The 25840-nt window shown below is 64.2% G+C and carries 22 protein-coding genes; 14 read left to right on the forward strand and 8 right to left on the reverse strand.

The features are described 5' to 3' along the window. Positions 1–33 precede the first annotated feature (33 nt). The 3 genes from C3F36_RS03825 to C3F36_RS03835 all read right to left on the reverse strand — a co-directional run bounded on the left by C3F36_RS03825 (position 34) and on the right by C3F36_RS03835 (position 5551). Entirely contained in the window at positions 34–3789 is a 3756-nt protein-coding gene (locus C3F36_RS03825; RefSeq protein WP_104454518.1) for an AAA family ATPase, read from the reverse strand. Next, entirely contained in the window at positions 3786–5012 is a 1227-nt protein-coding gene (locus C3F36_RS03830) for an exonuclease SbcCD subunit D C-terminal domain-containing protein (RefSeq protein ID WP_104454519.1), read from the reverse strand. Before C3F36_RS03830 ends, C3F36_RS03825 begins: the two co-directional genes overlap by 4 nt. 110 nt (positions 5013–5122) lie before the next feature. After that, a complete protein-coding gene (locus C3F36_RS03835; protein WP_010673565.1) occupies positions 5123–5551 on the reverse strand; it encodes a GNAT family N-acetyltransferase in 429 nt (142 codons plus the stop codon). A gap of 179 nt (positions 5552–5730) precedes the next feature. On the opposite strand from C3F36_RS03835, the gene rdgC reads away from it, so the two are divergent. Continuing rightward, positions 5731–6642, forward strand: coding sequence for a recombination-associated protein RdgC (gene rdgC, locus C3F36_RS03840; protein WP_010673564.1), 912 nt, complete (start codon positions 5731–5733; stop codon positions 6640–6642). Positions 6643–6821: 179 nt separating this feature from the next. Here the strand turns inward: rdgC and C3F36_RS03845 are convergent, their stop codons facing one another. Continuing rightward, positions 6822–7439, reverse strand: coding sequence for an arylesterase (locus C3F36_RS03845; protein ID WP_104454520.1), 618 nt, complete (start codon positions 7437–7439; stop codon positions 6822–6824). A gap of 112 nt (positions 7440–7551) precedes the next feature. Here C3F36_RS03845 and ggt point away from each other — a divergent pair, with 112 nt between their 5' ends. Together ggt and C3F36_RS03855 are read left to right on the forward strand one after the other, a co-directional pair. Further along, positions 7552–9333: a gamma-glutamyltransferase gene (gene ggt / locus C3F36_RS03850; protein WP_104454521.1), complete on the forward strand. Its 1782-nt coding sequence runs from the start codon at positions 7552–7554 to the stop codon at positions 9331–9333. A 174-nt stretch (positions 9334–9507) separates the two neighbouring features. Beyond that, positions 9508–10548: an IS481-like element ISAs19 family transposase gene (locus tag C3F36_RS03855; RefSeq protein ID WP_042017433.1), complete on the forward strand. Its 1041-nt coding sequence runs from the start codon at positions 9508–9510 to the stop codon at positions 10546–10548. Positions 10549–10573: 25 nt separating this feature from the next. Here C3F36_RS03855 and C3F36_RS03860 read toward each other — a convergent pair. Beyond that, a protein-coding gene (locus C3F36_RS03860) for an IS3-like element ISAeme20 family transposase (RefSeq protein WP_442778395.1) occupies positions 10574–11739 on the reverse strand; the annotation gives its coding sequence in 2 pieces (ribosomal slippage) (positions 10574–11472 and positions 11472–11739; 1167 coding nt in all). Positions 11740–11800: 61 nt separating this feature from the next. On the opposite strand from C3F36_RS03860, the gene C3F36_RS03865 reads away from it, so the two are divergent. The 5 genes from C3F36_RS03865 to C3F36_RS03885 all read left to right on the forward strand — a co-directional run bounded on the left by C3F36_RS03865 (position 11801) and on the right by C3F36_RS03885 (position 15082). Continuing rightward, positions 11801–12082, forward strand: coding sequence for a cysteine peptidase family C39 domain-containing protein (locus C3F36_RS03865; protein ID WP_267893457.1), 282 nt, complete (start codon positions 11801–11803; stop codon positions 12080–12082). A 7-nt stretch (positions 12083–12089) separates the two neighbouring features. Next, positions 12090–12749, forward strand: coding sequence for a hypothetical protein (locus C3F36_RS03870; protein ID WP_104454523.1), 660 nt, complete (start codon positions 12090–12092; stop codon positions 12747–12749). A gap of 62 nt (positions 12750–12811) precedes the next feature. Beyond that, positions 12812–13105, forward strand: coding sequence for a hypothetical protein (locus tag C3F36_RS03875; protein ID WP_233759705.1), 294 nt, complete (start codon positions 12812–12814; stop codon positions 13103–13105). A 44-nt stretch (positions 13106–13149) separates the two neighbouring features. Continuing rightward, positions 13150–14067, forward strand: a complete 918-nt coding sequence (locus C3F36_RS03880) for an IS5 family transposase (RefSeq protein WP_042865359.1) — start codon at positions 13150–13152, stop codon at positions 14065–14067. 94 nt (positions 14068–14161) lie between these two features. Beyond that, positions 14162–15082 carry a transporter gene (locus C3F36_RS03885; protein ID WP_052130402.1) on the forward strand — a complete coding sequence of 307 codons (921 nt, stop codon included), beginning with the start codon at positions 14162–14164 and terminating at the stop codon, positions 15080–15082. Between the two features lie 96 nt (positions 15083–15178). Here C3F36_RS03885 and C3F36_RS03890 read toward each other — a convergent pair whose 3' ends face one another. Both C3F36_RS03890 and puuR read right to left on the reverse strand, forming a co-directional pair. Then, the gene (locus tag C3F36_RS03890) at positions 15179–16456 is read right to left on the reverse strand and encodes an NAD(P)/FAD-dependent oxidoreductase (RefSeq protein WP_104454524.1); all 1278 of its coding nucleotides are present in this window, start codon (positions 16454–16456) and stop codon (positions 15179–15181) included. 49 nt (positions 16457–16505) lie between these two features. Beyond that, a complete protein-coding gene (gene puuR / locus C3F36_RS03895) occupies positions 16506–17114 on the reverse strand; it encodes an HTH-type transcriptional regulator PuuR (RefSeq protein ID WP_029314011.1) in 609 nt (202 codons plus the stop codon). 309 nt (positions 17115–17423) lie between these two features. Between puuR and C3F36_RS03900 the strand changes: the two genes are divergently transcribed. From C3F36_RS03900 to C3F36_RS03915, 5 genes are all read left to right on the forward strand, one after another. Then, positions 17424–18887: an NAD-dependent succinate-semialdehyde dehydrogenase gene (locus C3F36_RS03900; RefSeq protein WP_010673552.1), complete on the forward strand. Its 1464-nt coding sequence runs from the start codon at positions 17424–17426 to the stop codon at positions 18885–18887. A 231-nt stretch (positions 18888–19118) separates the two neighbouring features. Further along, positions 19119–20408, forward strand: coding sequence for a 4-aminobutyrate--2-oxoglutarate transaminase (gabT, locus tag C3F36_RS03905; protein ID WP_042014742.1), 1290 nt, complete (start codon positions 19119–19121; stop codon positions 20406–20408). Positions 20409–20641: 233 nt separating this feature from the next. Beyond that, the gene (locus C3F36_RS23575; protein WP_164882979.1) at positions 20642–20779 is read left to right on the forward strand and encodes a hypothetical protein; all 138 of its coding nucleotides are present in this window, start codon (positions 20642–20644) and stop codon (positions 20777–20779) included. Next, positions 20779–22122 carry an APC family permease gene (locus C3F36_RS03910; RefSeq protein WP_104454525.1) on the forward strand — a complete coding sequence of 448 codons (1344 nt, stop codon included), beginning with the start codon at positions 20779–20781 and terminating at the stop codon, positions 22120–22122. The genes C3F36_RS23575 and C3F36_RS03910 overlap by 1 nt, the downstream gene beginning before the upstream one ends. Before the next feature lie 471 nt (positions 22123–22593). After that, positions 22594–23937, forward strand: a complete 1344-nt coding sequence (locus C3F36_RS03915) for an APC family permease (RefSeq protein WP_039039328.1) — start codon at positions 22594–22596, stop codon at positions 23935–23937. Between the two features lie 75 nt (positions 23938–24012). On the opposite strand, the gene C3F36_RS03920 is transcribed toward C3F36_RS03915, so the two are convergent. Beyond that, positions 24013–24405 (reverse strand): hypothetical protein, encoded by a 393-nt coding sequence (locus tag C3F36_RS03920; RefSeq protein ID WP_069651686.1) that lies wholly within the window; start codon positions 24403–24405, stop codon positions 24013–24015. A gap of 251 nt (positions 24406–24656) precedes the next feature. Between C3F36_RS03920 and C3F36_RS03925 the strand changes: the two genes are divergently transcribed. Beyond that, a complete protein-coding gene (locus tag C3F36_RS03925) occupies positions 24657–25811 on the forward strand; it encodes a sodium:phosphate symporter (protein ID WP_104454526.1) in 1155 nt (384 codons plus the stop codon). Positions 25812–25840 lie beyond the last annotated feature (29 nt).

Below are 25840 nucleotides of genomic sequence, written 5' to 3' on the forward strand. Positions count from 1 at the left end.
TTTTGTTCATGGAGGGTCATGGGCGACACGTCGTCAGCCGGGCAACACTACCCGGCTTTCGCCGCCGCCGAGGGCCTCCACCCGCACCTGCACACCGATCCGCTCCACCAGGGTCTGCACGTGGGAGATGACCCCGATCTGGCGGCCGGCCGCCTGCAGGGAGTCAAGGCTTGAGAGCGCCAGATCCAGACTGTCCGGATCCAGGGTGCCGAAGCCCTCGTCGATAAAGAGCGATTCGACCTGGGTCTGGCGTGACGACAGGCTGGAGAGGGCCAGCGCCAGCGCCAGCGACACCAGGAAGCTTTCGCCGCCGGAGAGGGAGTCCACCGAGCGCACCTCATCCCCCATGTCGAGATCCACCACCTGCAGCGCCAGATCGGTGCCGGGCACCCGCTCCAGCCGATAGCGGGGGGAGAGCTCGGCGAGCTGGGCGTTGGCCTCCAGCAGCAGCCGCTCCAGGGTGAGGCTCTGGGCGAAGGTGCGCAGCTTGGCGCCGCTGGCAGAACCGATGAGATCACAGAGCCGCTGCCAATGATCCGCCACCGCCTGCTGGGCAGCCAGCTTCTCCTGCAAGGTGCCCGCCTTGAGGGCCGCCGCCTCGGCCTGGGCCAGCGTGCTCTTGCACTGGAACAGCTGCTCGTCGAGGGCGCGGCAGTGCGCCTCCAGCGCCGTCAGCCGGCTGTCGAGCTCCTGTGGCGCCAACGCGGCCAGCTCGGGGTGATGCTCGCGGTAACGATCCCGCTTGCTCTCCTCCAGCGCCAGCGCCCGCTGCCGCTCGGTCAAACGGGTACGCGCCTCGGCGCGGGCATCCTCCAGCGCCTGCAAGGCGGCGCGGCGCCCCTTGAGCTCATCCGGGCTCATGGCCAGCAGGCGGCGCAGATCATATTCGGCGATGCCGAGGCTGCTGGCGTGGGCAGCCCAGCGCCCCAGCACCTCCCGTCGCCGCCGGCTGCTCACCTGCTTCTCCTGCTCCAGATGGCTGAGACGGGTCTTGAGCTCGGTCTGGCGCTCGCGCAGGGTGCGGGCCGCCCCCTGCATCGTCTCCAGCTCGCTGGCCAGTTGCTGCAGCCGCTGCTGCCAGCGGCTCTCGACCAGGGCAATCTCCTCCCCCCCCAGGCAGGTGGCACGACTGGTAACCAGCCCCTGCCGTTGCTGTTCATGTTCCTTGTAGTCGCGCTCGAGCTTGTGCAGCAGCTCACGCTGGGTCTGCAAGCGCGCCTCCTGAGCACTCAGAGTCGGGGTGAGGCTGGCAATCTCGCCGGTCAGCCGCTCCCACTCGCTCTGGCCGTGCAGCCAGGCCTCGCAGGCCCGCTGCCACTCGCGCCACTGCTGGCTGCCCAGCCACTGACGCCAGGGCTGGCCTCCCATCTGCTCGTCGAGCCGGCTGCCCCCCTGCTCAAGGCGCTGGCGCAGGGTCGTTTCCTGCTCGCCCATCCCCTTCACCTCCCCTTCCAGGGCGATGCGCTGGCGGTCGGCCTCCTGCCACTGCTGCTCGAACTGCTGGTGCTGGCTGGCCAGCTGGCTCAGCTGCTGGCGCACGGCCTGCAACTGCTGCTGCCCCTGCTGGGCCTCGCGCAGTTGCTGCTGGCTGCGGGCCAGCCCCTGCTCCAGACTCTGGCCGCGGCCGAGCAGGGTACTCATCAACTCGTTCCACTCGATCGGGCTCTGACGCAGCGGCAGCGGATGGCCCAGCAGCTCGGCACCGCCCAGCTGCTGCCAACGCTGGGTCAGCTGCTCGGCGCGCGTCTCCAGCTCAGGTAGATGCAGCTGACGCACTGCCAACTGGCGGGCCAGCTCCTGGCGTTCGCTCTCGCACTGAATGTATTGGTGATTGAGCCGCTCCCACTCGAGCTCCAGGCTGCGGACGCGCTCCGCCAGCTGGCCGAGAATACCGGCCACCTGCGGCTGGCTCTGGTGATAGGGGTGCTCCTCGGCGCCGCAGAGCGGGCAAGGTTCACCGTCGCGCAGGATGTGGCGATGCTGCTCGAAACTGGCGATGGCACGGGACTGCTCCAGCGCGCGGCGTGCCTCGTCCCGTTGCAGGGCGAGCCGCTCGCGGGCCGGCGTCAACTCATCGCCGAGGATGGCCAGCTTGCCGAGCGCCTGCTCCAGCTGGGCGATCTCCTGCTGCAGGCGACCATGCTGCTCACCGTGATTGCGGCCATAGTCCGCCAGCTCCAGCAGCTGGCGCAGCTGGCCCAGTTGTTCGGTCTGCTGCTGCCACTGCTCCTGCGCCTTGGCCAGACGCCCCTCCCACTGCTGCTCCTGCAATTCGTGCTGCTGTTGCTGCAACCGGGTCTGCTCGCGCTGCCAGTAGTCGCGCTCCTGCTGCCCCTGCTCCAGCTGGTGTTGCAGTTGCCTGAGGGTGCGCAGCTTGTGCTCGCGCAGGGTGAGCAGTTGCTGCAGCCTGTCGGCATCCTCGGCCCAATCCTGCATGGCAGTGAGCAGCGGCTGCCACTGGCGGGCCACCGGCGCCAGCTCCTTGTGCTCCTCAAGCCAGGCGCCCCACTGCAGGTGCTGGGCCTTGAGCTGCTCCACCTGCTGGCGCTGCTGGCGCCAGCCCTGTTCCAGGGTGAGCTGCACCTCCCGCTCCTGCGACCCCTCCTGCTGGATCTTCTGCAGTTGCTGCTGCTTTTCCCGAATGCGGGTGTCGAGCTCCTGCGCCCGTTTGAGTTCGGGTTGCAGGGCTCCCCACTCGCGCTCGGCGGCGATCTTCTCCGCCAGCAGTTGCTGTTCGGTGAGGGCACTCTGCTGGGTCTGCTCCTCCAGCTTGCCAAGTTCGGGGCCAAGCTCGGCCAGTGCCTTCTCCTGCTGCTGCACCTCCAGGGTGAGGCGAGCCAGCTCGTCGTGATCGGCGCGGGCCACCTGGGCCTGCTCGGCGCGGGCGAACTCCTCCCGCTCGGGAGCGGCCGCACCGTGGGCCGCCTCCGCCGCGGCAAGGGCCGCCTCTCCCTCCTGACAGGCCTGCAACTGCGCAGCGATGCGGCCGTTGAGATCCCGCAAGTCCTGCATCAGTTGCTGTTGCTGCTGCTCGTGTTTGAGGCTGGTGGCGAGGCTGACCTGCTGGCTCACCCACTGCTCGCGGGTCGCCTCGTCCATCAACGCCACGTCACCGAGCCGCTGGCTGATGGCGGCCAGTTTCTGCTGCTCCTCCCGCGCCCGCTCATGGGTCTGGACCGAAATGGCGGAGTAGAGCTCAGTGCCGGTCATCCGTTCGAGCAGGGCCGAACGCTCGTCGGCGCTCGACTTGAGGAAGGCGGCAAACTCCCCCTGGGGCAGGATGACGGCGCGGCGAAACTGCTCCCAGGAGAGCCCCACCAGCTCGTCGATGCGATCCTGCAGCTCCCGCTTGCTGCCACTGAACACCTGGCCCGACGCCACGTCGGTCAGGCTGCGCTCCTGGGCCTGAAAGCGCCCCTCGGCGCGGTTGCGCGCCCGGCGCACCGCCCAGCGGGCCAGCCAGATGCGGCCGTCACAGCCGCGAAACTGCACCTCGGCAAAACCGCTGGCGTGGCCGCGGCTGAGGATACCGCGCACGTCGTTGGCCTTGAGTTTCTCCTCGTCATCCATGCGGCCCACTTCGGCGACGTTCTTGCGATTGGCGATAAAGCGCGGCATCTCGTCGTAGAGCGCCAGACAGATGGCATCGAGCAGGGTGCTCTTTCCGGCGCCGGTATTGCCGGTGATGGCAAACAGGCCGGCGGCCCCCAGGGCGCCGCCAGCAAAATCGATGGTAAAGGGGCCGGTCAGGCTGGCCAGATTCTCCCCTGACAGCGACAAGATTTTCATTGGCTGGCCTCCTTCACTTGCTCCAGGATCTCTTCAAACGACGCCACCAGCTCGGCCTCCGGCTCCCCGTCGAACTGACGCTGATAGCAGAGGCGAAACACCTCGGTGGGGGAGAGCTCATCGAGCCGGCGCTGGCCGGCACCATCCGCCAGCCCCTGGCCCGAGCCCTGATAACTGGTCGTGATGCGGGCAAGGCGCACCGGCTTGTCGCCGATGGCGGCCAGCACGCGCTCGCGGATGCGGGCCTCGGGTTTGGGCAGCAGCAGCCGTACCTCGAGGAAGGGCTGTGCTTCTTGTGGGCAAGGGTGCAGCGCCAGCGCCTCGATGGCCTTGAGCGCCTCGTCAAGGCCGCTCTGGGGCAGGCGGATCATCTCCACCGCGCGGGGCACCGGGATCCGCTCAAGGCGGGCCAGCTTGCCCCCCTCAAACGTCACCTCCAGCACCTGATGGTTGTAGTTCGCCTCGGCCAGCGAGAGCGGCAGCGGCGAGCCGCTGTAGTGCACCCCCTCGGCCGGACTCTGCGCCAGGTGCAGGTGACCCAGCGCCGTGTAGTCGGCGGCGGCAAACAGTTCGGCAGGCAGGGCATGCTGGTTGCCGCCGAGCACCCGCCGCTCGGAGAGCTCGGAGAGCTGGCCCGCCGCCAGATAGGCGTGGCCCATAGCGATGAGGGCCTGGTCCGGATGGCAGCGCGCCCGCCCCTCGCTCAGCACCGCCTCATAGACCTGGCGTACCCCTTCGATGAGTCTGTCCTGCCCCTCCCTGAGCCCTTCTGGGCGCAGATCGCTGCTGCGCAGAAACGGCACGGCGGCGCACCAGGCGGCCACCTCGCCGTTCTTGCCTCGCAGCGGCACCAGCAGGCGCTCGGTCTCGAGGCGTCCCTCGTCGTCCCGGCTGATGCTGCCCACCAGATGCAGGTCGAAGGCGCGTAGCAGCTCGTGGGGGGCATCCAGCTTGGAGGGGGAGTCGTGGTTGCCGCCGATGAGCACCATCTCCAGTGCCGGGTGCTCGGCGCGCAGCCGTGCCAGGAAGCGGTAGAGCTGCTGCCAGGCACTGGCGGGAGGGTTGGCGGTGTCGAACAGATCGCCCGCCACCAGCAGGGCATCGATGTCGCGGGTCTTGATGGTGTCGGCCAGCCAGTCGAGGAAGGCGTCGTGTTCGAAGCGGCGGTCGTGGCCGTGAAGCTGATGACCGAGGTGCCAGTCGGCGGTGTGCAGGATCTTCATGGAAAACGGCTCGATAAGGAGAAGAGAGCGGGGGCGAAGGCGCCCCGGGATGGAGACAAGATGAGGATGGTGCCCCCCGTTTTCAACCGGGGCAGCCCCAGACGTCAGATTCAGACGGCTTGGTAATGCATCTGGTACTGAAGATGGCCGGTGAGGGGATCGGGCACCTCCCCCCCGATTTCAAAGCCGTGGCGGCGGTAGAAACGCACCGCCGGCTCGTTCTCCACGAAGACCCGTGTATGCAGCTCGGCACATCTGGATCTGGCTTCCTGCAACAGGGCGTGCCCCACCCCCCGCCCCTGCCTATCGGGGCGCACGAAGAGTGCAGCCAGGTAATCATCCACCAGCGCCATGAAGCCGAGCAGGTCCCCTCGCTCCTCGAACACCCAGATGCGGGCGTGATCGAGGTAGCGGGTACGCAGCTCCTCCTGAGCCTGCCACCAGCAGGAGGCATCGACGAAATCGTGGGCCTGCAGGGAGGCCAGGAGCCAGATTTCGACGATCTCTTCCATGTCTTCCGGCCGACTCTGTCTCAACATGGTCGCCTCCTTGTCAGCAATGTGAACACTCGCAGTCTAGGGGAGTTGGGCCCGCTCCCGGGGGATCAAGGTGGGGCCCTGTGAGGTCGATCGCCCTTTTTTTAGCGAGAATGATTGGCTGATCACAAAGCGCCTCTCTAGTACAATGCCCGCCGGACAATCTAGAGACCGAGGACGCCATGTGGTTTAAAAACCTGCAGATTTACCGCTTTACCCGCCCCTTCGACCTGACCGTTGAGCAGCTGGAAACCCAGCTGGAAGCCTGCGCCTTCACCCCCTGCGGCAGCCAGGACATCTCCCGGTTCGGGTGGGTCAAGCCCCTTGGCAAATTCGGCTCCACCCTGACCCACGCCGCCTCTGGCCACATCCTGCTGTGCGCTCGCAAGGAAGAGAAGATGCTGCCCGGCACCGTGGTCAAGGAGATGCTGGCGGAGAAGGTAGAGGCCATTGAATTCGAACAGGGTCGCGCCCTCAAGAAGAAAGAAAAAGAAGCGCTGAAAGAGGAGATCATGCACACCCTGCTGCCCCGCGCCTTCAGCCGCACCAGCCAGACCTTCGCCTGGATAAACCCTGCCGACAACCTGATGGTGGTGGATGCAGGCTCCGCCAAGAAGGCGGACGATCTGCTGGCGCTCTTGCGCAAATCCATCGGCTCCCTGCCGGTAGTGCCGGTGGCCCTCAAGAACCCGCCCGAGATCACCATGACCGAGTGGCTCAACGAGGGCAACCTGCCCGCCGCCTTCACCCTGGAGGACGAAGCCGAGCTGCGCAGCGCCATGGAGCACGGCGGCATCATCCGCTGCAAGCAGCAGGATCTGATGAGCGAGGAGATCAAGAATCACCTGGCCAACGACAAGCTGGTGACCAAGCTGGCCCTCAACTGGGGCGAAACCCTGAGCTTCGTGCTGGGGGACGATCTCTCCATCAAGCGCCTCAAGTTCAGCGAAGAGCTGCGCGAGCAGAACGACGACGTCACCAGTGAAGATCCTGCCGCCCGCCTGGACGCCGACTTCGCCCTGGTCACCGCCGAGCTCTCCCAGTTCATCCCGGCCCTGTTTGCCGCCCTGGGTGGTGAAGAGCAGTCCATCTAAGCAAATTGGCTCAGCCTGATTGCAAAAAACCGCCTTCACGGCGGTTTTTTCATGTCTTCGGGCATTGTCGCCACGGGCTGGACGCCTCTGGAGTAGCGCCGTCGCCCTCCCGCCGCGCAATCTCCTGACCCCATAGGCTTTAGCAGCATGGCGAACTGCCCCGGCAGCATGACACCTCGCTAGAGTGCCCCCCTTTCCTGCAACAGTCGATGAAGTCGCTGCGCCAGGGTGCGGTAACCCTCGGCATTGAAATGCACCGCATCGGATTTCAGGGCCGGGTCTCGCAGCAACTCACCGATGCTGTCGTTGTCCAGCACCAGCCCGTACTGCTCTGCCAGCTCCTCGTAGAGGGGAGCGCCATCGGCAAACAGGGATTTTCGGGGCACCCCGACCAGCAGGGTCTGGGCCCCGCTCCCCTGCACCGCCTCTATCATGGCGGCGAGATTGGCCTTGAGGGCCGCCTCCCCGCTGCCACGCAGGATGTCGTTGCCCCCCTCCAGCAGGATGACCAGAGCGGGTCTGTGCCGGGCCAGCAACCCGGGCAGGCGGGCCCTGCCGGCCTGGCTCAGCTCTCCGGACACCCCGCCATTGACCACGGGATGGCCGCTCAGGGTCGCCAGCACGCTGGGGTAGCTTTGGGACGGGCTCACCCCGCGTCCCTCGGTCAGACTGTCCCCGAAGGCGAGCAGGGTCTCCCCCTGGGCCAGCGGTCTGAAGGTCGGCTCCTCGCAGGCCGTCAGCAACAGGCAGAGCAGCCCCGCCATGCAAGGTTTCGCCAGCGTCCCCCGGTGTGTCATGAGCGCCTCCTTGATAGTTTTGTAACCATATGAGTATTAAGACAAACTTTTAATCAAGCTCCAAGTGTGACACATTTCGGCAGGTGAACAAGAAACCGACAAGGAGCCTGTCATGTCCCTCAAACCCCTCGGCCTGCTGGTCGCCCTCGGCCTGCTTGGCGGCTGCGCCTCCCAGGATGGCTTTCACTATGTCCCTCCTCCCCAGACCCTGATCGCCCCGGAGGCGGCCAGCGGCTGGATTGACAAACCGGGCTGGCAGGGCCGTGACTTCATGGTGGCGGCGGCCAACCCGCTGGCGGTGGACGCGGGCTACCAGATCATCAAGGCGGGGGGCAGCGCCGTCGATGCGGCCATCGCCGTTCAGCTGGTATTGACCCTGGTGGAACCTCAATCCTCGGGCATCGGCGGCGGCTCCCTCATGCTGGTGTGGGACGGCAAGCAGGTGGCGGCGGTGGATGGCCGGGAAACAGCCCCCGCCGCTGCCACCGATCAGCTCTTCATGAAGGAGGGCAAACCCATGGCCTTCTATGAGGGGGTGGTGGGCGGGCGCTCCGTCGGCGCCCCCGGCACGGTGCGAGCCCTGGCCCTGGCCTACGAGCGCTATGGCAAGCTGCCCTGGGCCACGCTGTTCGAACCCGCCATCACCCTCGCAGAGCAAGGGTTCGTGATAAGCCCCCGCCTCGCCACCCTGCTGGCAAAAGATCCCTATCTGGCCGGGGATCCGGACGCCCGTGCCTACTTCTATCAGGCGGATGGCACTCCCAAGACGGCAGGTACCCGGCTCACCAACCCGGCCCTGGCCAGGGTGCTGCGTACCCTGGCCAGCGACGGCCCCGACGCCTTCTATCGCGGCCCGCTGGCCGAGGCCATGGTGGCCAAGGTGCACGCCCACCCGACCAACCCCGGGGTGCTGAGCGCCGCCGATCTCGCCAGCTACCAGGCCAAGCTGCGGGACGGGCTCTGCTTTGACTATCGCCAGAGCGAGATCTGCGGCTTCCCGACCCCCTCCTCCGGCACCCTGGCCCTCGGCCAGATCTTCGGCATGCTGGAGAGCCGGGACATGGCCGCCCTCAAACCGGTACAGGGGGAGCAGGGTCAACTGGCCGCCTCCAGCGAGGCCATTCACCTCTACAGCGAGGCGGCACGCCTCGCCTTCGCCGATCGCAACCAGTATGTGGCCGACGGCGACGTCGTCGACGTGCCGGTGACAGGCCTGCTGGACAAGGGCTATCTGGCGCAGCGGGGACACCTTATCGGCAACCGCTCCATGGGCGTCGCCCAGCCCGGCAACCCGCCCCGGGCGCTGGCCTGGGGCCGGGACGCCACCCCGGAGCTGCCCTCCACCAGCCACATCTCCATCGTGGACAAGAGCGGCATGGCGGTGGCCATGACCAGCTCCATCGAGGATGGCTTCGGCTCGCGGCTGATGGTCAACGGCTACCTGCTGAACAACCAGCTCACCGACTTCTCCTTCACCTCGGTGGACGCCGCCGGCCTGCCGGTGGCCAACCGGGTGGAGCCCGGCAAGCGCCCCCGCTCCTCCATGTCGCCCCTGCTGGTGTTTGACAAGGCAAGCGGCGAGCTCGAGATGAGCCTGGGTTCCCCGGGAGGCTCGGCCATCATCAACTACGTGGGCAAGGCGCTGCTCGGCACCCAGGATTGGGGGCTCGACCTGCAGCAGGCCATCAACCTGCCCAATTTCGGCAGTCGCAACGGCCCCACCGAGCTGGAGCAGGGTCGCACGCCCGACGCCGTGGTTCAGGGGCTCAAGGCCAGAGGGCACGAGGTCCTGCTTAACGAGCAGACCTCCGGGCTGCAGGGCGTCCAGCGCCATGCCGGCGGCTGGCTGGGGGCCGCAGACCCCAGACGTGAGGGGGTCGCCAGGGGAGAGTGATGCCCCTTCAGCACCCTCGTTCACCATGGAGGAGGCCAGCCTCCTCCATGCCGTGTGCTCATAGGTTGTATGGAGATGGTATTCACCTGACAGTTGCCCACAAAAGGGAGTGGTCATACGGCTTCAAACCGGATAACAAAACGGTACCCCTACCGTGTTATCCGGAGTCACCGTATGACCACCAACGAGAAAGTAGCACGTCGTAAACTCAGTCTGCTAGAGCTCGCCAAAGAGCTCAATAACGTCAGCAAAGCCTGCAAGCTCATCGGCTACAGCCGTCAGCAGTTCTACGAAATTCGCCGTAACTATCAGACCTATGGCGCCGAGGGCTTGCTCGACAAACTACCCGGCTGTAAAGGGGCGCATCCCAACCGGGTCGCTCCCGAGATTGAACAGGCTATCCTCGATTACTCTCTCACCAGACCAACCCATGGCCCGCTGCGGGTCGCGCAAGAACTGGCTCTGCAAGGCATCAACGTCAGTGCGGGCGGTGTGCGTGGCGTGTGGCAACGTCACGACTTGCTCTCCAAGCATGACCGCTTGTTGCGCCTCGAGAAAACCCACAGGGAACAGACGATTGAGCTCAATGACGAGCAGATCCGCCTGCTCGAGCGCTTCAGCCCCGAGTTTCGCGAACGCCAAATTGAGGTTCACTACACCGGGGAACTGGTGGCGGTCGACACCTTCTTCGTCGGCGCACTCAAGGGGGTGGGCAAGGTGTATCTGCAAACCGTACTGGACTGCTACAGCCGCCACGCCTGGGGACGGCTCTACACCAGCAAGCTGCCGGTGACCTCGGTCCATGTGCTCAACGAAACGGTCCTGCCGTTCTTCGAGGCTCACGAGGCGCGGGTCTATACCATCCTGTCGGACAACGGGCGCGAGTTCTGCGGGCGCCCTGACCATCACCCCTACGAGCTGTTCCTGCAACTGGAGGGGATTGAGCACCGGACCACCAAGGTACGCAGGCCGCAGAGCAACGGCTTTATCGAGCGGCTACATCGCACCCTGCTGGATGAACACTTCCGTATCAAGGGGAGGACAACCTGGTATGAGTCGGTAGAGCAGATGCAGACAGACCTGGACAGCTATCTGGATCACTACAACACCCAGCGGCCACATCAAGGCAGGATGATGGAAGGACAGACTCCCTACAGCATGTTCAAAAAGGGTCTGAAATTGATACCGAAGGAAGTGCGCACTAAAGTAGCGTAAACAAGACACCGGTTTGAGGCCGGTGTCAGGTGATAACTAGATCTGTACACCTCTTGTTAATCTCCGCCGGGCTGACATTGCCAAGTCGTGAATGCCGACGCTGGCGGTTGTAAAAAATCTCTATGTATTCCTGAATCGCTGCCTTGGCCTCCGCTCTCGTCTCGAATCTATGGTGGTGAACCAGTTCATTTTTAAGAGACCCCCAGAAGCTTTCTATCGGGGCATTGTCGAAGCAGTTCCCCTTGCGTGACATGGAGGTCTGCATGCCAAATTGTACCTGGAGAGCCCGGTAAGCCTTGGCACAGTACTGACTGCCCCGGTCTGTGTGATGAATAAGCCCAACGGGTGGCCTCTTCTGCTGCACAGCCCGAAACAGCGCCTGACTGACCAACCCGGTGGTCATTCGCTCTCCCATCGCATAACCCACTATCTCACAGGTAAACACATCCTTGAGACCAGCCAGATAAAGCCAGCCTTCGTCGGTGGCGATATAGGTGATATCACCGGTCCAGACTTCGTTGGGCTTCGTCGGCGCAAAGACCTGACCAAGGAGATTCTCCGCCACGGGCAGGGAATGAGCAGAATGGGTTGTCGCCTTGAATTTGCGCTTTTGTTTGCAAGACAACCCCATTTCACGGCGCAATCGTCCAATCCGGTCCCGCCCAGCGTAAAATCCTTCGGCGGCCAACTCAGCTTGTAAACGCGCTGCGCCATAGGTCTGGCGCGTCTTGCTGTGAGCAGCCCGAATGGCGACCTTGAGTCGTTCATCTTCTTGTTGGCGCTGTGACGGTGGACGGTGGCGCCAGTGGTAGAAGCCCGCACGAGAGACCTCCAGCACACGACAGATAACGGAAATGGGATAGAGGTCCTGTTGGTTGGCTATCCACGCGTACTTGGCAGTGACTCCTGAGCAAAGTACGCGGCGGCCTTTTTTATGATGTCGCGCTCCATGTTGGCTTGTGCGAGAGCTTTGCGTAGCCGGGCCACTTCAGCCTCCAGCTCGGCGACAGAACGCGCTCCGGGAATGGCCGATGTATCCTTTCCTCCTTTGGCTGCGACCACCCAGTTGCTCAGTGTGCCTTTGGCAATACCCAACCTTCTGGCGGCTTCAGCTTGGCCAAGGCCTTGCTCCAACACCAGTCGAACCGCCTCTGCCCGAAACTCTGGTGAATAGTGTTCTCTCGATTTCATTCAATACCCCCGATTGTCTCATCGTAACAATCGGGACTGTCTGTGAAAATCAGGATACCTCATTCGCGGCTATCAGCACTTTGCCGTGCTGCGGGCCATCGATCGCCACGATCGCGTCTATCTGGCAGACCCGGCCCTCGGCAACCGGGTGATCACCTTCAAGGAGTTCAAGGAGAGCTGGAACGGCATCCTCCTCGCCGTCATCGGCGCGGGCTATCGTCCCGATGCCCCCCTTGCCAACCCCTCTCCCCCGCTCTCTGTCAGAGGCAAGGATGGGCTCTTCGCCCCGGTCAATGAAACATCCCTGCTGGAATTCGGTTTTCAGCACAAAGAGCTAATGTGAGGTCATCATGAATACCCGACCCGCCCTATGCCTCCTCTGCAGCCTGGGTGGCATCGCCTCTCCGCTGCTGGCAGCACCGGACCCGCTGGCCCATCTGTCAGACCACTTTGCGCCCGAACTGGCGGACGGGGAGCTGGCCCACCTGCGCGGCCGCTATGTCAGCAGCCATGGCATCAGCTACTTCGGCATCGAGTTCATCTCGTCACTGACCACGACCCAGGCCCAGCAGACGGCGGCCATGAACCTGGCGCTGAGCATTGTGCAAAACAAGCCCAAGCTGGATGTGCGCGTCAAGGATGAGGTCAAGCCCGCGGCCACGCCCGCCAAGGAGGCCCAGGTGCAGGGGGCCGGGCTGGTGCAGGTCGTTCAACTGGAGGGGAGTGGCAACAGCTCGGTCAACCAGGCCGGTATTGAACTGACCACCCCCACCATGACGGGACACCTGGTTCAGGCGGGCAGCTACGAGCATCAGGGCGATCTTGGTACCGCCACCTATCGGGTCTCGGGGAATTATGCCGGCTTGCAACTACACTCTTCCGACGGCCGGGTCCTGCTGGAGCAGAGCCTGCGCGGTACCGACTTCAGCCGGGGGCTGCTGCAGTTCAACAAGGTCAGAGGGGACGGTTTGCAGACGCTCAATCAGACCCGCATCTGGTTTTCGCGCTGAGCACCGGTGAGCCCGGGGGCTGAACCATCAGAAAGGATGATAAACAACAAGGACGTATCCAGATGAAACAGTCTCGCATGCTGTTGATTGCCCTCGCCCCCTTCGCCTGCTGGGGGGCCACGGCCGAAGAGGAGTCCCTGCAACAACAGCTGGATCTCCTGCGCCAGCAACTGATCCAGCAAAACCAGGCCCTCCATCAGCTCCAGGCCCGCCTGGAGGCCGTCAAGGCCGCCGGTGCCACGACGGCAACCGCCGGGGTCGGAGCCGGGGCCGCCGTCGCCTCCACCCAGCAGGACGCCTCACGGCGCACGCGGCGTTGTTGCCCAAATCGATACAGCTTGAATGGAACTAACTGAGGACTTGGTGATCTGATCACCACCATCCTCTTCAAGTCTGCATTATGGGCACGTCGCTTCACCCCATCACCAACTGGCCTAAATACAACAAGTCTTTGATTAATCGTGGTTCACTCACCTTCTGGGTTGATGCCGAGGCCATGAGCAACTGGTTTCACCACGACCATCATGGACGGCGGGGCCGTAGCCAGCTCTACACCGACCAAACCATCGCCACCTTCCTGATGCTCAAGGGGATTTTCAACCTCACTTTGCGAGCAACCCAGGGACTACTCGACTCCCTGTTCGAATTGATGAATGTGCCGTTGTGCGCACCGGACTATAGCTGTGTCAGCAAGCGAGCACGCACGGTGACAGTGGCCTATCGACAGCCCCCAAAGGGATGCATTACCGACTTGGTTATCGACTCAACCGGGCTGAAGGTGTTTGGTGAAGGCGAGTGGAAAGTCAGAAAACACGGCGCTGAGAAGCGGCGAGTCTGGCGCAAGTTGCACCTGGCGGTAGACTCGGTAACCCACGATATCGTGGCGGCGGAGGTGTCATTGGAAAATGTCCATGATGCCGAGGTGTTGCCGACCTTGCTCAATCCACTGCGGCGCAAGCTGGGACGAGTTTATGCAGATGGCGCCTATGACAGCAAAGCCAGCCATCAGCTTATCTCGCGCAAAGGGGCGACAGCTTGTATCCCACCTCGCAAGAGCGCGGGGTTATGGAAAAAAGGACATCCAAGAAATGACGCTGTGCTGGTGATACGCAAGGAAGGGCTGGCGCACTGGAAGAAGATATCGGGGTATCACCGTCGCTCACTGGCAGAGACGGCGATGTATCGGTTCAAGCAGTTGCTGACGGGGAAAATCAGTCTGCGTAACTACAATGGCCAGGTGGGAGAAGTCATGGCGTATGTCAGTGCCATAAACAAACTGAATACCCTGGGCCTACCTGTCAGAAAGCCTCGAGTGTAGCGGTCACCCAGAGCTGGGGAAATCATGGCTTGCTGGCTTATTTGGGAAACAACGCCGGCGCACGCCGGAAGTCGGCCGCAGTACCGAAGACCTGATGATCGAACAGCACAATGTGTTCGACCGCGCCCTGACCGTCGATGTGGGCCTCTCCTACCAGCACTACAACCGCAAGGATCTCGCCCTGCGCGGCTTCCTCGCCCTGGACGCCATCTTCCTTGGCGAAATCAACCTGGATCGGGTGCGCTCCGATCAGTGGACGGCGGATGTCATCACCCGCTACACCCTCAACGATCGCTGGCAACTGGAGCTGGCCCTCCCCTACATGTTCCGCAACACCAACTACCAGAGCACCGGCAAGGAGAACTCCAGCCGCGACTTTGAGGAGCAGAGCGTCAGCGATGGCGGTCTGGGGGATCTCAGCCTCGCCATCTACTACAGGGTCATGGCCGAGAGCGAGGATTGGCCGGATCTGGTGTGGAACTTCCGGGCCAAGGCGCCGACCGGCAAGGATCCTTACGGCATCGAGATCAACACCTCGGAATCGGGCAACCTGGTGACCCCCAAGGAGCTCGCCACCGGCAACGGGCTCTGGCAGCTCTCCACCGGCTTCTCCCTGGTCAAGACCATGGATCCCGCCATCCTGTTTGCCAGCCTCAACTATGGTCACAGCCTCAAGCAGGACTTTGACGATATCTCCTACCAGCCCGGCAACCAGCCCGGCAGCATCCAGCTGGGAGACTGGTATGAATATGGCCTGGGGGTCGCATTCGCTCTCAACGAACGCTTCAGCCTCTCCTTCAACATCAACCAGCGCGTCACCATGGAGTCCGAGCAGGGGTCCGAAGGCTTTGCCATGGAGAAGGTCACCGGCTCCGATGCCAACGCCGCCAGCTTTGGCATGGGGTCGACCTGGGCCATCACCGACAACCTCTCCATGGCGGTCAACTGGTCTGCCGGGCTCACCACGGATGCACCGGACTACACCATCGGGATCCGCTTCCCCTACCGCTTCTAGCCCCGTGCCCGGGCAGGTTGACGACAAAAAACGAGGGAGGCATAACGCCTCCCTCTTCTTGTTGACGCCAGCCTGCCTGGCGGGCCATCGGTGACATCACACCCCCAGGCGATCGCGCAGGGTGTACCAGGCGGCGCCGGCGGCGGTGAAGGGGATGCGCAGCAGGCGGCCACCCGGGAAGGGGTAGTGCGGCAGCCTGGCGAACGCATCGAAGCGCTCCGCCTGACCGCTCAGCACCTCGGAGAGCAGCTTGCCCGCCAGATGGGTACAGGTGACGCCGTGGCCGCTGTAGCCCTGCATGTAGTAGATGTTGTGACCGATGCGGCCAAACTGCGGCAGGCGCGACAGGGTGAGCAGGAAGTTGCCGGTCCAGGTGTACTCCACCTTGACGTTGGCCAGCTGCGGGAAAGTCTTGCGCATCTTGGGGATGATCAGCCGCTCGATGTCCGCCGGATCCCGCGCGCCATAGACCACGCCGCCGCCATAGATCAACCGGTGATCGCCGGAGGTACGGTAGTAGTCGAGCAGGTAGTTGCAATCCTCCAGACAGTAGTTCTGTGGCAAGAGTGAACGGGCCCGCTCCTCTCCCAGCACTTCGGTGGCGATCACCTGGGTGCCGCAAGGCATGCTCTTGCTGGCCAGTTCCGGCACCAGATTGCCGAGGTAGGCGTTGCCGGCCACCACGATAAAGCGTGCCTTCACCGCCCCTTTGGCGGTCTTGACCAACGCCGGCTGACCCGGAGTAATGCTGGTGACGGCGGACTGCTCGAAGATAAGCCCCCCCTGCATGCGGATGGCTTCCGCCTCCCCCAGCGCCAGATTGAGAGGGTGAATATGGCCGCCGCTCTTGTCCAGCAGGGCGCCGACGTAACGATCGCTCGCGACCACCTCGCGCACCCCCTTGGCATCGAGCAGCTCCAGCTGGTCGTTGCCCCACTTCTCCCAGCGCGCCTTCTGCGCCTTGAGTTCGTGAAGCTGCTTCTCGGTCTCGGCGGCAAAGACCCCGCCCTCCTGCAGATCGCACTGGATGTTGTAGCGTTTGATCCGCTCGCGGATGATCTGGCCCCCCTCAAACAACATGGAGCCGAGCAGCCTGGCCTGATCCGGCGGGCAGTTCGCTTCGATGGTGTCGATGTCGCGGCTGTAGGAGTTGACGATCTGGCCGCCGTTGCGGCCGCTGGCGCCAAAGCCGACCCTGGCCGCCTCCAGCACCACCACCTTGTACCCCTTCTCCACCAGATGCAGCGCACTGGAGAGGCCGGTGTAGCCTGCGCCTATGACGCAGACGTCGCACTCCAGCTGCTCGGTGAGCGTGGGATAGGGCGCGTGTTTGTTGGCACTGGCTGCGTAGTAACTCTTTACATGTTCGGTCATGATCCCTGTTTCCTTACCGGTTCGTTTCCAACACAACGGGTTGTTCACATTAAAAGCTGGCCGGGGTGTGGGCGCTGACGATGCGGCAGACCTGCCCCGAGGGATTGCTGAAACTGTGGGGCTCGCCGGTGTCGATGACATAACTGTCCCCGGCGCACAGTTCATAGGTCTGGCCGGCCAGGGTCAGCAACACCGACCCTTCCAGCACGGTGCCCACCTCCTCCCCCTGATGCTTCACCACGCCGCCGGTGTCGGTGCCGGGGGCATAGGTCTCCAGCATGAAGCCGAGCTGGCGCCGATTGTTGCCGTTGTGCACCAGCTTCATGGAGACCCCCTGGCTGCCAAGCTCGATGAGCTGCTCCGCCTTGATCACCACGCTGGGCGTGCTCGCCACCTCCTCTTCGGCGAAGAAGCGCGACAACGGCAGCTCGTAGACGCTCAGCAGCTTTTGCAGGGAGGCCACCGAGGGGCTCACCTTGTTCTGCTCTATCATGCAGATGGCGCCGTGGGTCAGGCCGCTCAGCTCCGCCACCCGGCGCTGGGAGAGCCCGAGCTCCCTGCGGATCCGGGCAAGCCGCTCCCCCATGTTTCTCTCGTGCTCCGCCAGGGGGTTGTCCGTCATGGTCCGCCACCGGACCTCGCCACGGGATTGCTCCATCGCCCACCTCCTTCCATGGTCATTCGAATACCTGGGGCCGACTGGTCAATATAGTGAGTCAGGCACGTCAGCCCCGTTCACTATCCTGCACAACCCAGAGCGTTCATTATTTTGCACACCCTGCGCAATGAAAACCGCTACAATCGCGCTAACAGCCCCATTTCTAGCATGTGACGCCCAGTTCACTCAAATATATTTAACACTTGAAAAACATTTCGGCTCATTTTATGGTCGTTACGTGCTTATTATTCTATACGGCGGTGCCCACATAAACGCGCCACCCAGACCCACTATCGAGGCCCCTTACTTATGTCAGCATCACAACCTGCTCTCTCCCTGATCAAATCCCTGGCCTATGTCGACGGCCGCTGGTGCGAGTCCCTGGGCGGGCGCCGGTTCGAGGTCCTGAACCCGGCCACCGGCCAGGTCATCACCCAGGTGCCCGACATGGACGGGGAGGACACCCGCCTCGCCATCGCGGCGGCCCACGCGGCGCAACCCGCCTGGGCGGCCCTCACCGCCAAGGAGCGCAGCAGCAAACTCTACGCCTGGTTCGAGCGCATCATGGCCAACCAGGAGGAACTCGCCCGCATCATGACCTGCGAGCAGGGCAAGCCGCTGGCGGAAGCCAAAGGAGAGGTGGCCTACGGCGCCAGCTTCATCCAGTGGTTCGCGGAAGAGGGCAAGCGTGCCTATGGCCGCACCATCCCCGGCTTCTCCGCCGATCGGCGCCTGGCCACCATCAAGCAGCCGGTGGGGGTCGTGGCCGCCATCACCCCCTGGAACTTCCCCATCGCCATGATCACCCGCAAGGCGGGTCCGGCGCTGGCCGCCGGTTGCACCATCGTCATCAAGCCCGCCGCCGAAACGCCCCTCTGCGCCCTGGCGCTGGCGGTACTGGCGGAGCAGGCGGGCATTCCCGCCGGGGTCATCAACATCGTCACCTCCCATCAGGCGAGCGCGGTGGGCAACGAGCTGTGCAGCAACCCCGTGGTGCGCAAGCTCTCCTTCACCGGCTCCACCCGCATCGGCAAACTGCTGATGCGCCAGTGCGCCGACACCATGAAGCGCCTCTCCCTGGAGCTGGGCGGCAACGCCCCCTTCATCGTCTTTGACGACGCCGACCTCGACGCCGCCGTGGCCGGGGCCCTGGCGTCCAAATACCGTAACGCCGGCCAGACCTGCGTCTGCGCCAACCGCATCCTGGTGCAGGCCAGCGTCTATGACGCCTTCGCCGAGAAGCTCGCCGCCGCGGTCAAGGCCTTCAAGGTGGGGGACGGCATGGGCGAGGGCGTCCAGATCGGGCCCCTCATCAACCCGGCCGCCGCCAGCAAGGTGGCCGAGCTGGTGCAGCAATCGGTCGCCGCCGGTGCCCGGGTGCTGGTGGGGGGCGACGCCCACCCCGCCGGTCCCCTCTTCTATCATCCCACCATCCTGACCGGGGTCACCCGGGGCAACCCCATTCTGGACGAGGAGATCTTCGGGCCCGTCGCCCCCCTGGTGCGCTTCGAGACGGAAGCCGAGGCCATTGCGCTTGCCAACGACACCCCCTATGGCCTGGCCGCCTACTTCTATGGCCGCGACATCGCCCGGGTGTGGCGGGTGGCCGAGGGGCTCGAATACGGCATGGTGGGGATCAACGAGGGGATCATCTCCACCGAACTGGCACCCTTTGGCGGGATCAAGGAGTCGGGGCTGGGCCGGGAAGGGGCGGCCGAAGGGCTGGAGGAGTACCTGGAGACCAAATACCTCTGCTTTGGCGGCATTCGCTGAGGGGAGTGAAGGGGCAATCGCATCGTTAAAACAGATGCGTTATGACACAGCCCATCGCTTTTACAGATAGAAAGAGGGGGCCGCCGGTCACGACCGAGCGCCTTGTGGGCCCTGAGGGCACACCCGGGGCCCCCTTTTGTGAACAGGCCGCCCTGCCCGAGGGCAGTTGGCGGCACACATATGGCCAGATGGCACAGGAATAGCGGGGCCCATGCCCCTCAGGGAGGAAAGATGAGTCATTCAAGCAACAACCAGCAGTGGCAGGCCCGCCGCGAAGCGGCCGTGGTCCAGGGGGTCGGCACCCTGCTGCCGGTCTTCATCGACCGGGCGCACAACGCTGAGCTCTGGGACGTGGAGGGCAACCGCTACATCGACTTTGCCTCCGGCATCGCCGTGCTCAACACCGGCCACAACCACCCCAAGGTGGTGGCGGCGGTGCGCGAGCAGCTCGAGAAGTTCAGCCACACCTGCTTCCAGGTCACCCCCTACTCCGGCTATATCGAGCTGGCGGAGAAGTTGAATGCCCTGGTGCCCGGCCCCACCCCCAAGCGCACCCTCTTCCTCTCCACCGGCGCCGAGGCGGTGGAGAACGCCATCAAGATCGCCCGCGCCCACACCGGTCGCAGCGGCACCATCGCCTTCAAGGGGGGCTTCCACGGCCGCACCATGATGGGCATGGCCCTCACCGGCAAGGTGGTGCCCTACAAGACCGGCTTCGGCCCCTTCCCGGGGGAGGTCTATCACCTCCCCTTCCCCGCCGACTACCTGGGAGTGAGTGAAGACGATGCCCTGGCCGCGCTGGATCTCTGCTTCAGCGCCGACATCGAACCCACCCGGGTGGCCGCCATCATCATCGAGCCGGTGCAGGGGGAGGGGGGCTTCTACCCCGCCTCCGCCAGCTTCATGCAGCGCCTGCGCCAGGTGTGCGACCAGCACGGCATCCTGCTCATCTGCGACGAGATCCAGACCGGTTTCTGTCGCACCGGCAAGACCTTCGCCACCGAATACAGCGGTGTCGAACCCGACATCATGACGCTGGCCAAGAGCCTGGCCGGCGGCTTCCCGCTCTCTGCCGTGGTGGGCAAGAGCGAGGTGATGAATGCCGCCAAGCCCGGTGGCCTGGGGGGCACCTATGCGGGCTCCCCCATCGCCTGCGCCGCCGCCCTGGCGGTGCTAGAGGTGATCGAGGAGGAGCGCCTGAACCAGAAGGCCCTGGCCCAGGGGGAGCAGATCAAGGCTCGCCTGCACCAGCTGGCGACACGGTTTGACTGCATCGGCAACATCCGCGGCCCCGGCGCCATGGTGGCCATGGAGCTGGTGAAGGAGGGAGATGCCGCCAGACCGGACCCGGATCTCACCAAGCGGCTGGTGGCCGAGGCGGGCAAGCGGGGGCTGGTGCTGCTGGCCTGCGGCGTGCGTGGCAACGTGATCCGTTTCCTCGCCCCCCTGACCGCCCCGGCGGCCATCGTCGACGAGGGACTCGACCTGCTGGAGCAGGCCCTGTCCGCCTCCCTGGCCTGATCCGGAAGACCGCGTTCGCCCACGTGCAAAAAAATGCGTTTTTGCTCCCTTGATATGCTTGTCAAGGGGGCATCACGAATGCACAATGCGCCGCCGTATTCAAGGACCGTCCGCTCATCGGAGCCCGGTTCTTTTTTTGCGCCAAACAAATCCATAACGAGGCCGGAACAGACCGGAAATGATAACGAGGTGGCACGCCATCTCACGACACCCGCTTCTTAGTGAGGAACTCCATGGGGCATATCATCGCTTTCCTGCCGGCCCGCGCCGGTCTGCGCCATCCGTCCGCATCCCGGACTGGCGCCCCCACCGTGCAGGATGACCTCACCGTCAGCCTGATCCCGTCAGCCAGCCTGCGGGGGATCGCCTGATGCACCCGCACCCCGCCGGTCTGAAAAAAAGCCTGAAACTCTGGCACGTGATCATCATGGGGCTGGCCTATCTCACCCCCATGGCGGTGTTCGACACCTTCGGCATCGTCACCGAAATCACCGAAGGCCATGTGCCGACCGCCTACCTGCTCGCCCTCATCGGCATGCTGTTCACCGCCATGAGCTACGGCCACCTGGTGCGCAAGTTCCCCTCGGCAGGCTCCGCCTACACCTATGCCCAGAAGGTGTTCCACCCCTATGTGGGTTTCATGGTGGGCTGGGTCTCCCTGCTCGACTACATGTTCATGCCCATGATCAACATGCTGCTGGCCAAGATCTACATGGAGGCCCTCTTCCCCGGCGTGGCCCCCTGGACCTACATCCTGGCCCTGGCCGCCGTCATGACCTTCCTGAACCTGCGGGGCATCAAGCTGGTGGCGAACTTCAACAGCCTGATCGTCATCATGCAGTTCAGCATCATCGCCGTCTTCATCGGCCTCATCGCCTGGGGCGTGAGCCACGGCGAGGGCCTCGGCACGGTGGCGAGCAGCCGCCCCTTCTTCTCCGAGCAGATGCACATCAATCCCCTGCTGACCGGCGCCTCCATCCTCTGCCTGTCGTTCCTCGGGTTTGACGCCATCACCACCCTGTCGGAGGAGACCCCGAACGCGGATCGGGTGATCCCCCGGGCCATCGTGCTCACCGCCCTCATCGGCGGCGTGCTCTTCATCTCGGTCTCCTACTTCCTGCAGCTCTTCTTCCCGGACATCTCCCGCTTCCAGCAGCCGGATGCGGTGCTGCCGGAGATCGCCCTCTATGTGGGCGGCAAGCTGTTCCAGGCGGTGGTGCTGGTCTGCACCACGGTGGCGGTGCTCGCCTCGGGGCTCGCCTCCCACGCCGGGGTGTCGCGCCTGCTCTATGTGATGGGCCGGGATCGCGCCCTGCCGAGCCGCGTCTTCGGCTACATCCACCCCACCTGGCAGACCCCGACTCTCAACGTGCTGCTGGTGGGCATGCTGGCCCTCTCGGCGGTGGTCTTCGATCTGGAGATGGCGCTGGCGCTCATCAACTTCGGCGCCCTGGTGGCCTTCACCTTCGTCAACCTGGCGGTGATTGCCCACTTCTATCTCAAGCTGGGTCACAACAAGACCCTGAAGGATCACCTGCTGTTCCTCGCCCTGCCCCTGTGCGGCGCCGCCTGCATCGGGGTGCTCTGGCTCAACCTGGAGCCCGCCTCCTTCGAGCTGGGGCTGATCTGGGCCGCCCTCGGTGCCATCTACCTGCTGCTGCGCCTCACCGTGTTCCGGGTCCGCCTCGGCCGCCCCGAGCAGGACGCCTCCTGAGCGAAACCGGCGCCCCCAGGGCGCCGGTTTCGCATGGCGGCAAAGCAGGGCGCCAGCTGATGACAAGGTTGTCATCGACTTTTCGGCAGCGGTGGCGAAGTGATCGCTCACGGGGGGAACAAATTCCCCGCTGGCGGCCTTTTTCGCTTGTCTCCTCCCCCCCCCTGAGGGCACAATACGGCGCCCCTTGAGAGCCGATGTTTCAACAACATCGGTTCTTTGCTTTTCTGGGGCACACCACCATTCACCAAGAGGCCGGCCATGTGCCGGAATTGATACCCAGATTGCCAAGCAATCTCCCGACGTTGTGAGGAAAAACATGGGGCATTTCACTGCTTTCCTGCCGGTCCCCGCCGGCGTGCGCCACGCATCTGTGCCACAGATGGGCGCCCCCTGTGTCCAGCGACGCGTTTCCGCGTCCCTGATCCCGTCCCATCTCGCCCACGGGGCCTGTGCAGAGGAGAAAGCGTGATGGCCGGTGCCAAGCTGCTCAAGACCCTCACCCTGTTCCAGGTCGTGGTGATGGGTCTGGCTTACCTCACGCCCATGGCGGTATTCGATACCTTTGCCATCGTCGGTGACATCACGGATGGTCGCGTGGCCACCGCCTACCTGCTGGCGCTCGGCGGCATCCTGCTGACCGCGTTCAGCTACGGCCACCTGGTGCGCCGCTTCCCGTCCGCAGGCTCCGCCTACACCTATGCCCAGAAGGTGTTTCACCCCTATGTGGGCTTCATGGTGGGCTGGTCTTCCCTGCTGGACTACATGTTCATGCCGATGATCAACATTCTGCTGGCCAAGATCTACCTGACCGCCATGTTCCCCACCGTGGAGCCCTGGATCTTCATCTTCGGTCTGGTGACCGTGATGACCTTCCTGAACCTGCGCGGCATCAAGCTGGTGGCGAACCTCAACGGCTTCATCGTCTTCATCCAGATCGCCATCATCGTCACCTTCCTCGGCCTCATCGCCTGGGGCCTGAGTCACGGTGAAGGGGCCGGCACCCTGATGAGCAGCCGTCCGTTCCATGTGGAGTCTGCCAGCATGCTGCCGCTGTTTACCGGCGCCACCATCCTCTGCTTCTCGTTCCTGGGCTTCGACGGCCTGAGCTCCCTCTCCGAAGAGACCCCGAATGCCGGCAAGGTGATCCCCCGTGCCATCGTGCTGACGGCCCTCATCGGCGGCATCATCTTCGTCACCGTCTCCTACAGCCTGCAGCTCTTCTTCCCGGATCTGGCCCGCTTCAAGGAGCCGGACGCCGTGCTGCCGGAGATCGCCCTCTACGTGGGTGGCACCCTGTTCCAGAGCGTGGTGCTGGTGTGCACCACCGCGGCCGTGCTCGCCTCCGGCATGGCGGCCCACGCCGGCGTGTCGCGCATCCTCTACGTGATGGGGCGCGATCGCATGATCCCGGAGCGGGTGTTCGGCTATATCCACCCCACCTGGCGCACCCCGGCCATCAACGTGCTGCTGGTGGGGGCCCTGGCCCTCTCCGCGGTCTCCTTCGATCTGGACATGGCCCTGGCCCTGGTGAACTTCGGCGCCCTGGTGGCCTTCACCTTCGTCAACCTCTCGGTGATCGGCCAGTTCTGGGTGCGCGAGAAGCGCAACAAGAGCCTCAAGGAGCACCTGCTGTTCCTGGTGCTGCCGCTGCTGGGGGCCGCCACCATCGGCGCCCTCTGGATCAACCTGGAGCAGAGCTCTCTGGAGCTTGGCCTCATCTGGGCGGGGATCGGGGTCACCTACCTCTTCCTGCGCCTCGCCGTGTTCCGCATCCCCTTCCGTCAGTACGAGGAAGCGGCCGACGGCCAGTAAGGCGGCACACACGCCCAAACAGAAGGGGAGCCCATGGCTCCCCTTCTTGCATTCAGACGTCAGGTGCGCGGACCCTCACCCCTGATTGAGCACGGCCGTGGCGGCCGCCTTGACCGGATCCCTGGTCACGGCGTTGACATCCTTGCGGGTCTGGTTGACCTTGTCCTGCGCCTGCTTCACACCGGCACTCTGCTTGTTCAGGGCCGCATTGGTGTGCTGCCTGGTCTCTTTCAGTCCCGCCGTCTTCTTGTCCAGCACGTCCGTGGTGTGTTTCTTCACCTCGGCATTGGCCTTCTCCTTCTGCTGGCGCACCAGCTTGTCGGCATCGCAGTTGCCCTTGACCCCCAGGGTGGCGTTCATCGCCTCGTTCCTGACCGCCTTGTCGAGGTTGCACTCGGACTTGAACACGCTGGCCTGCGCACCGGCAGACAGCAGACCCAGGGAGAGGCACAAAACCCATGCACGCATCATCACTTCCTCAGTTTCAAGACAGGAAAGTCCGGCAGCATATAACCCTGGGATCCCAGTGCAAGGGCGGGGGCCGGTGATGAGCCGGATGGCGTCATATCGGCGTTTGCTCCGACACCTTTTGTCTGCGACGCCCCCTGCCGCCCTGTCACCAAAGCATCATAAAAGTGTCACGTTGTCATATTTCTGTCATGGAGCCTTGTTGTAATGCGCCCGTCCATTTTCAACGCAGAACGACCCCAAGAGGCCATATGCACAGCACCGCATCTTCCGCACCCCAGCAGATCCGTCGTCCCGGCCCCCTGTTCAACTGGCTCGCGGTGATCACGCTGATCTACCTGATCCTGGTCGCCGTTGGCGCCGTCTCCCACGGCTTCAAGGGCTTCTCCGGCGGCGCCGAGGGCGCGGCCCAGATCTTCGCCTTTGCCAACAACCCCTTCGTCGCGCTGCTGCTCGGCATCCTGGCCACCGCCCTGGTGCAATCCTCCAGCACCGTCACCTCGGTGATCGTCGGTCTGGTGGCAGGGGGCCTGCCCATGGCCATGGCCATCCCCATGGTGATGGGGGCCAACCTCGGCACCACCATCACCAACACCATCGTCTCCCTGGGGCACATCCGGGACAGAGGCGAGTTTCGCCGCGCCTTCGCCGCCGCCACCGTGCACGACTTCTTCAACCTGCTGGCGGTCTTCATCTTCCTGCCCCTGGAGCTGATGTTCGGTCTGCTGCAAAAGAGTGCGGAAGGGATTGCCAGCCTGCTGCTGGGCTCCGCCGACATGTCGATGAAGGGGATGGATTTCATGAAGCCCCTCATCTCCCCGTCCCTGGATCTCATCGACGGTGCCGTCGCCTTCCTGCCGGGCAAGGGGGGCGCCATCGCCACCATTCTCATCGGCATTCTGCTGATCCTCGGCTGCGTCACCGCCCTTGGCAAGGTGCTGCAACAGGTCATGGTGGGCCGTGCCAAGGAGCTGCTGCACAAGGCCCTGGGCCGTGGCCCGCTCACCGGCATCGCCTCCGGCACCCTGGTCACCGTGATGGTGCAGTCCTCCTCCACCACCACCAGCCTGATGATCCCCCTGGCGGGAGGCGGCGTGTTCAGCACCCGCCAACTCTATCCCTTCACCCTGGGGGCCAACATCGGCACCACCATCACCGCCCTGCTGGCCGCCACCGCCATCAGCGGTGCCGGTGCCCAGCTCGCCCTGACCATCGCCCTGGTCCACGTGCTGTTCAACCTCTTCGCCGTGGTGCTCATCTACGGGGTACCCTTCCTGCGGGAGCTGCCCATCAAGGCCGCCGAAGCCCTGGCCCGGGTCGGCAGCGAGAACAAGCTGCTGGCGCTGGGTTACGTGGCCGGGCTCTTCTTCGCCCTGCCCGCCCTGATGATGGTGGCCGTCAAGTAAATCCGAACCGGGGGCATCATGCCCCCGGT

The organism is Aeromonas sp. ASNIH2 (assembly GCF_002934795.1).
In the GTDB taxonomy this organism is placed as follows: Bacteria; Pseudomonadota; Gammaproteobacteria; order Enterobacterales; family Aeromonadaceae; genus Aeromonas; species Aeromonas caviae.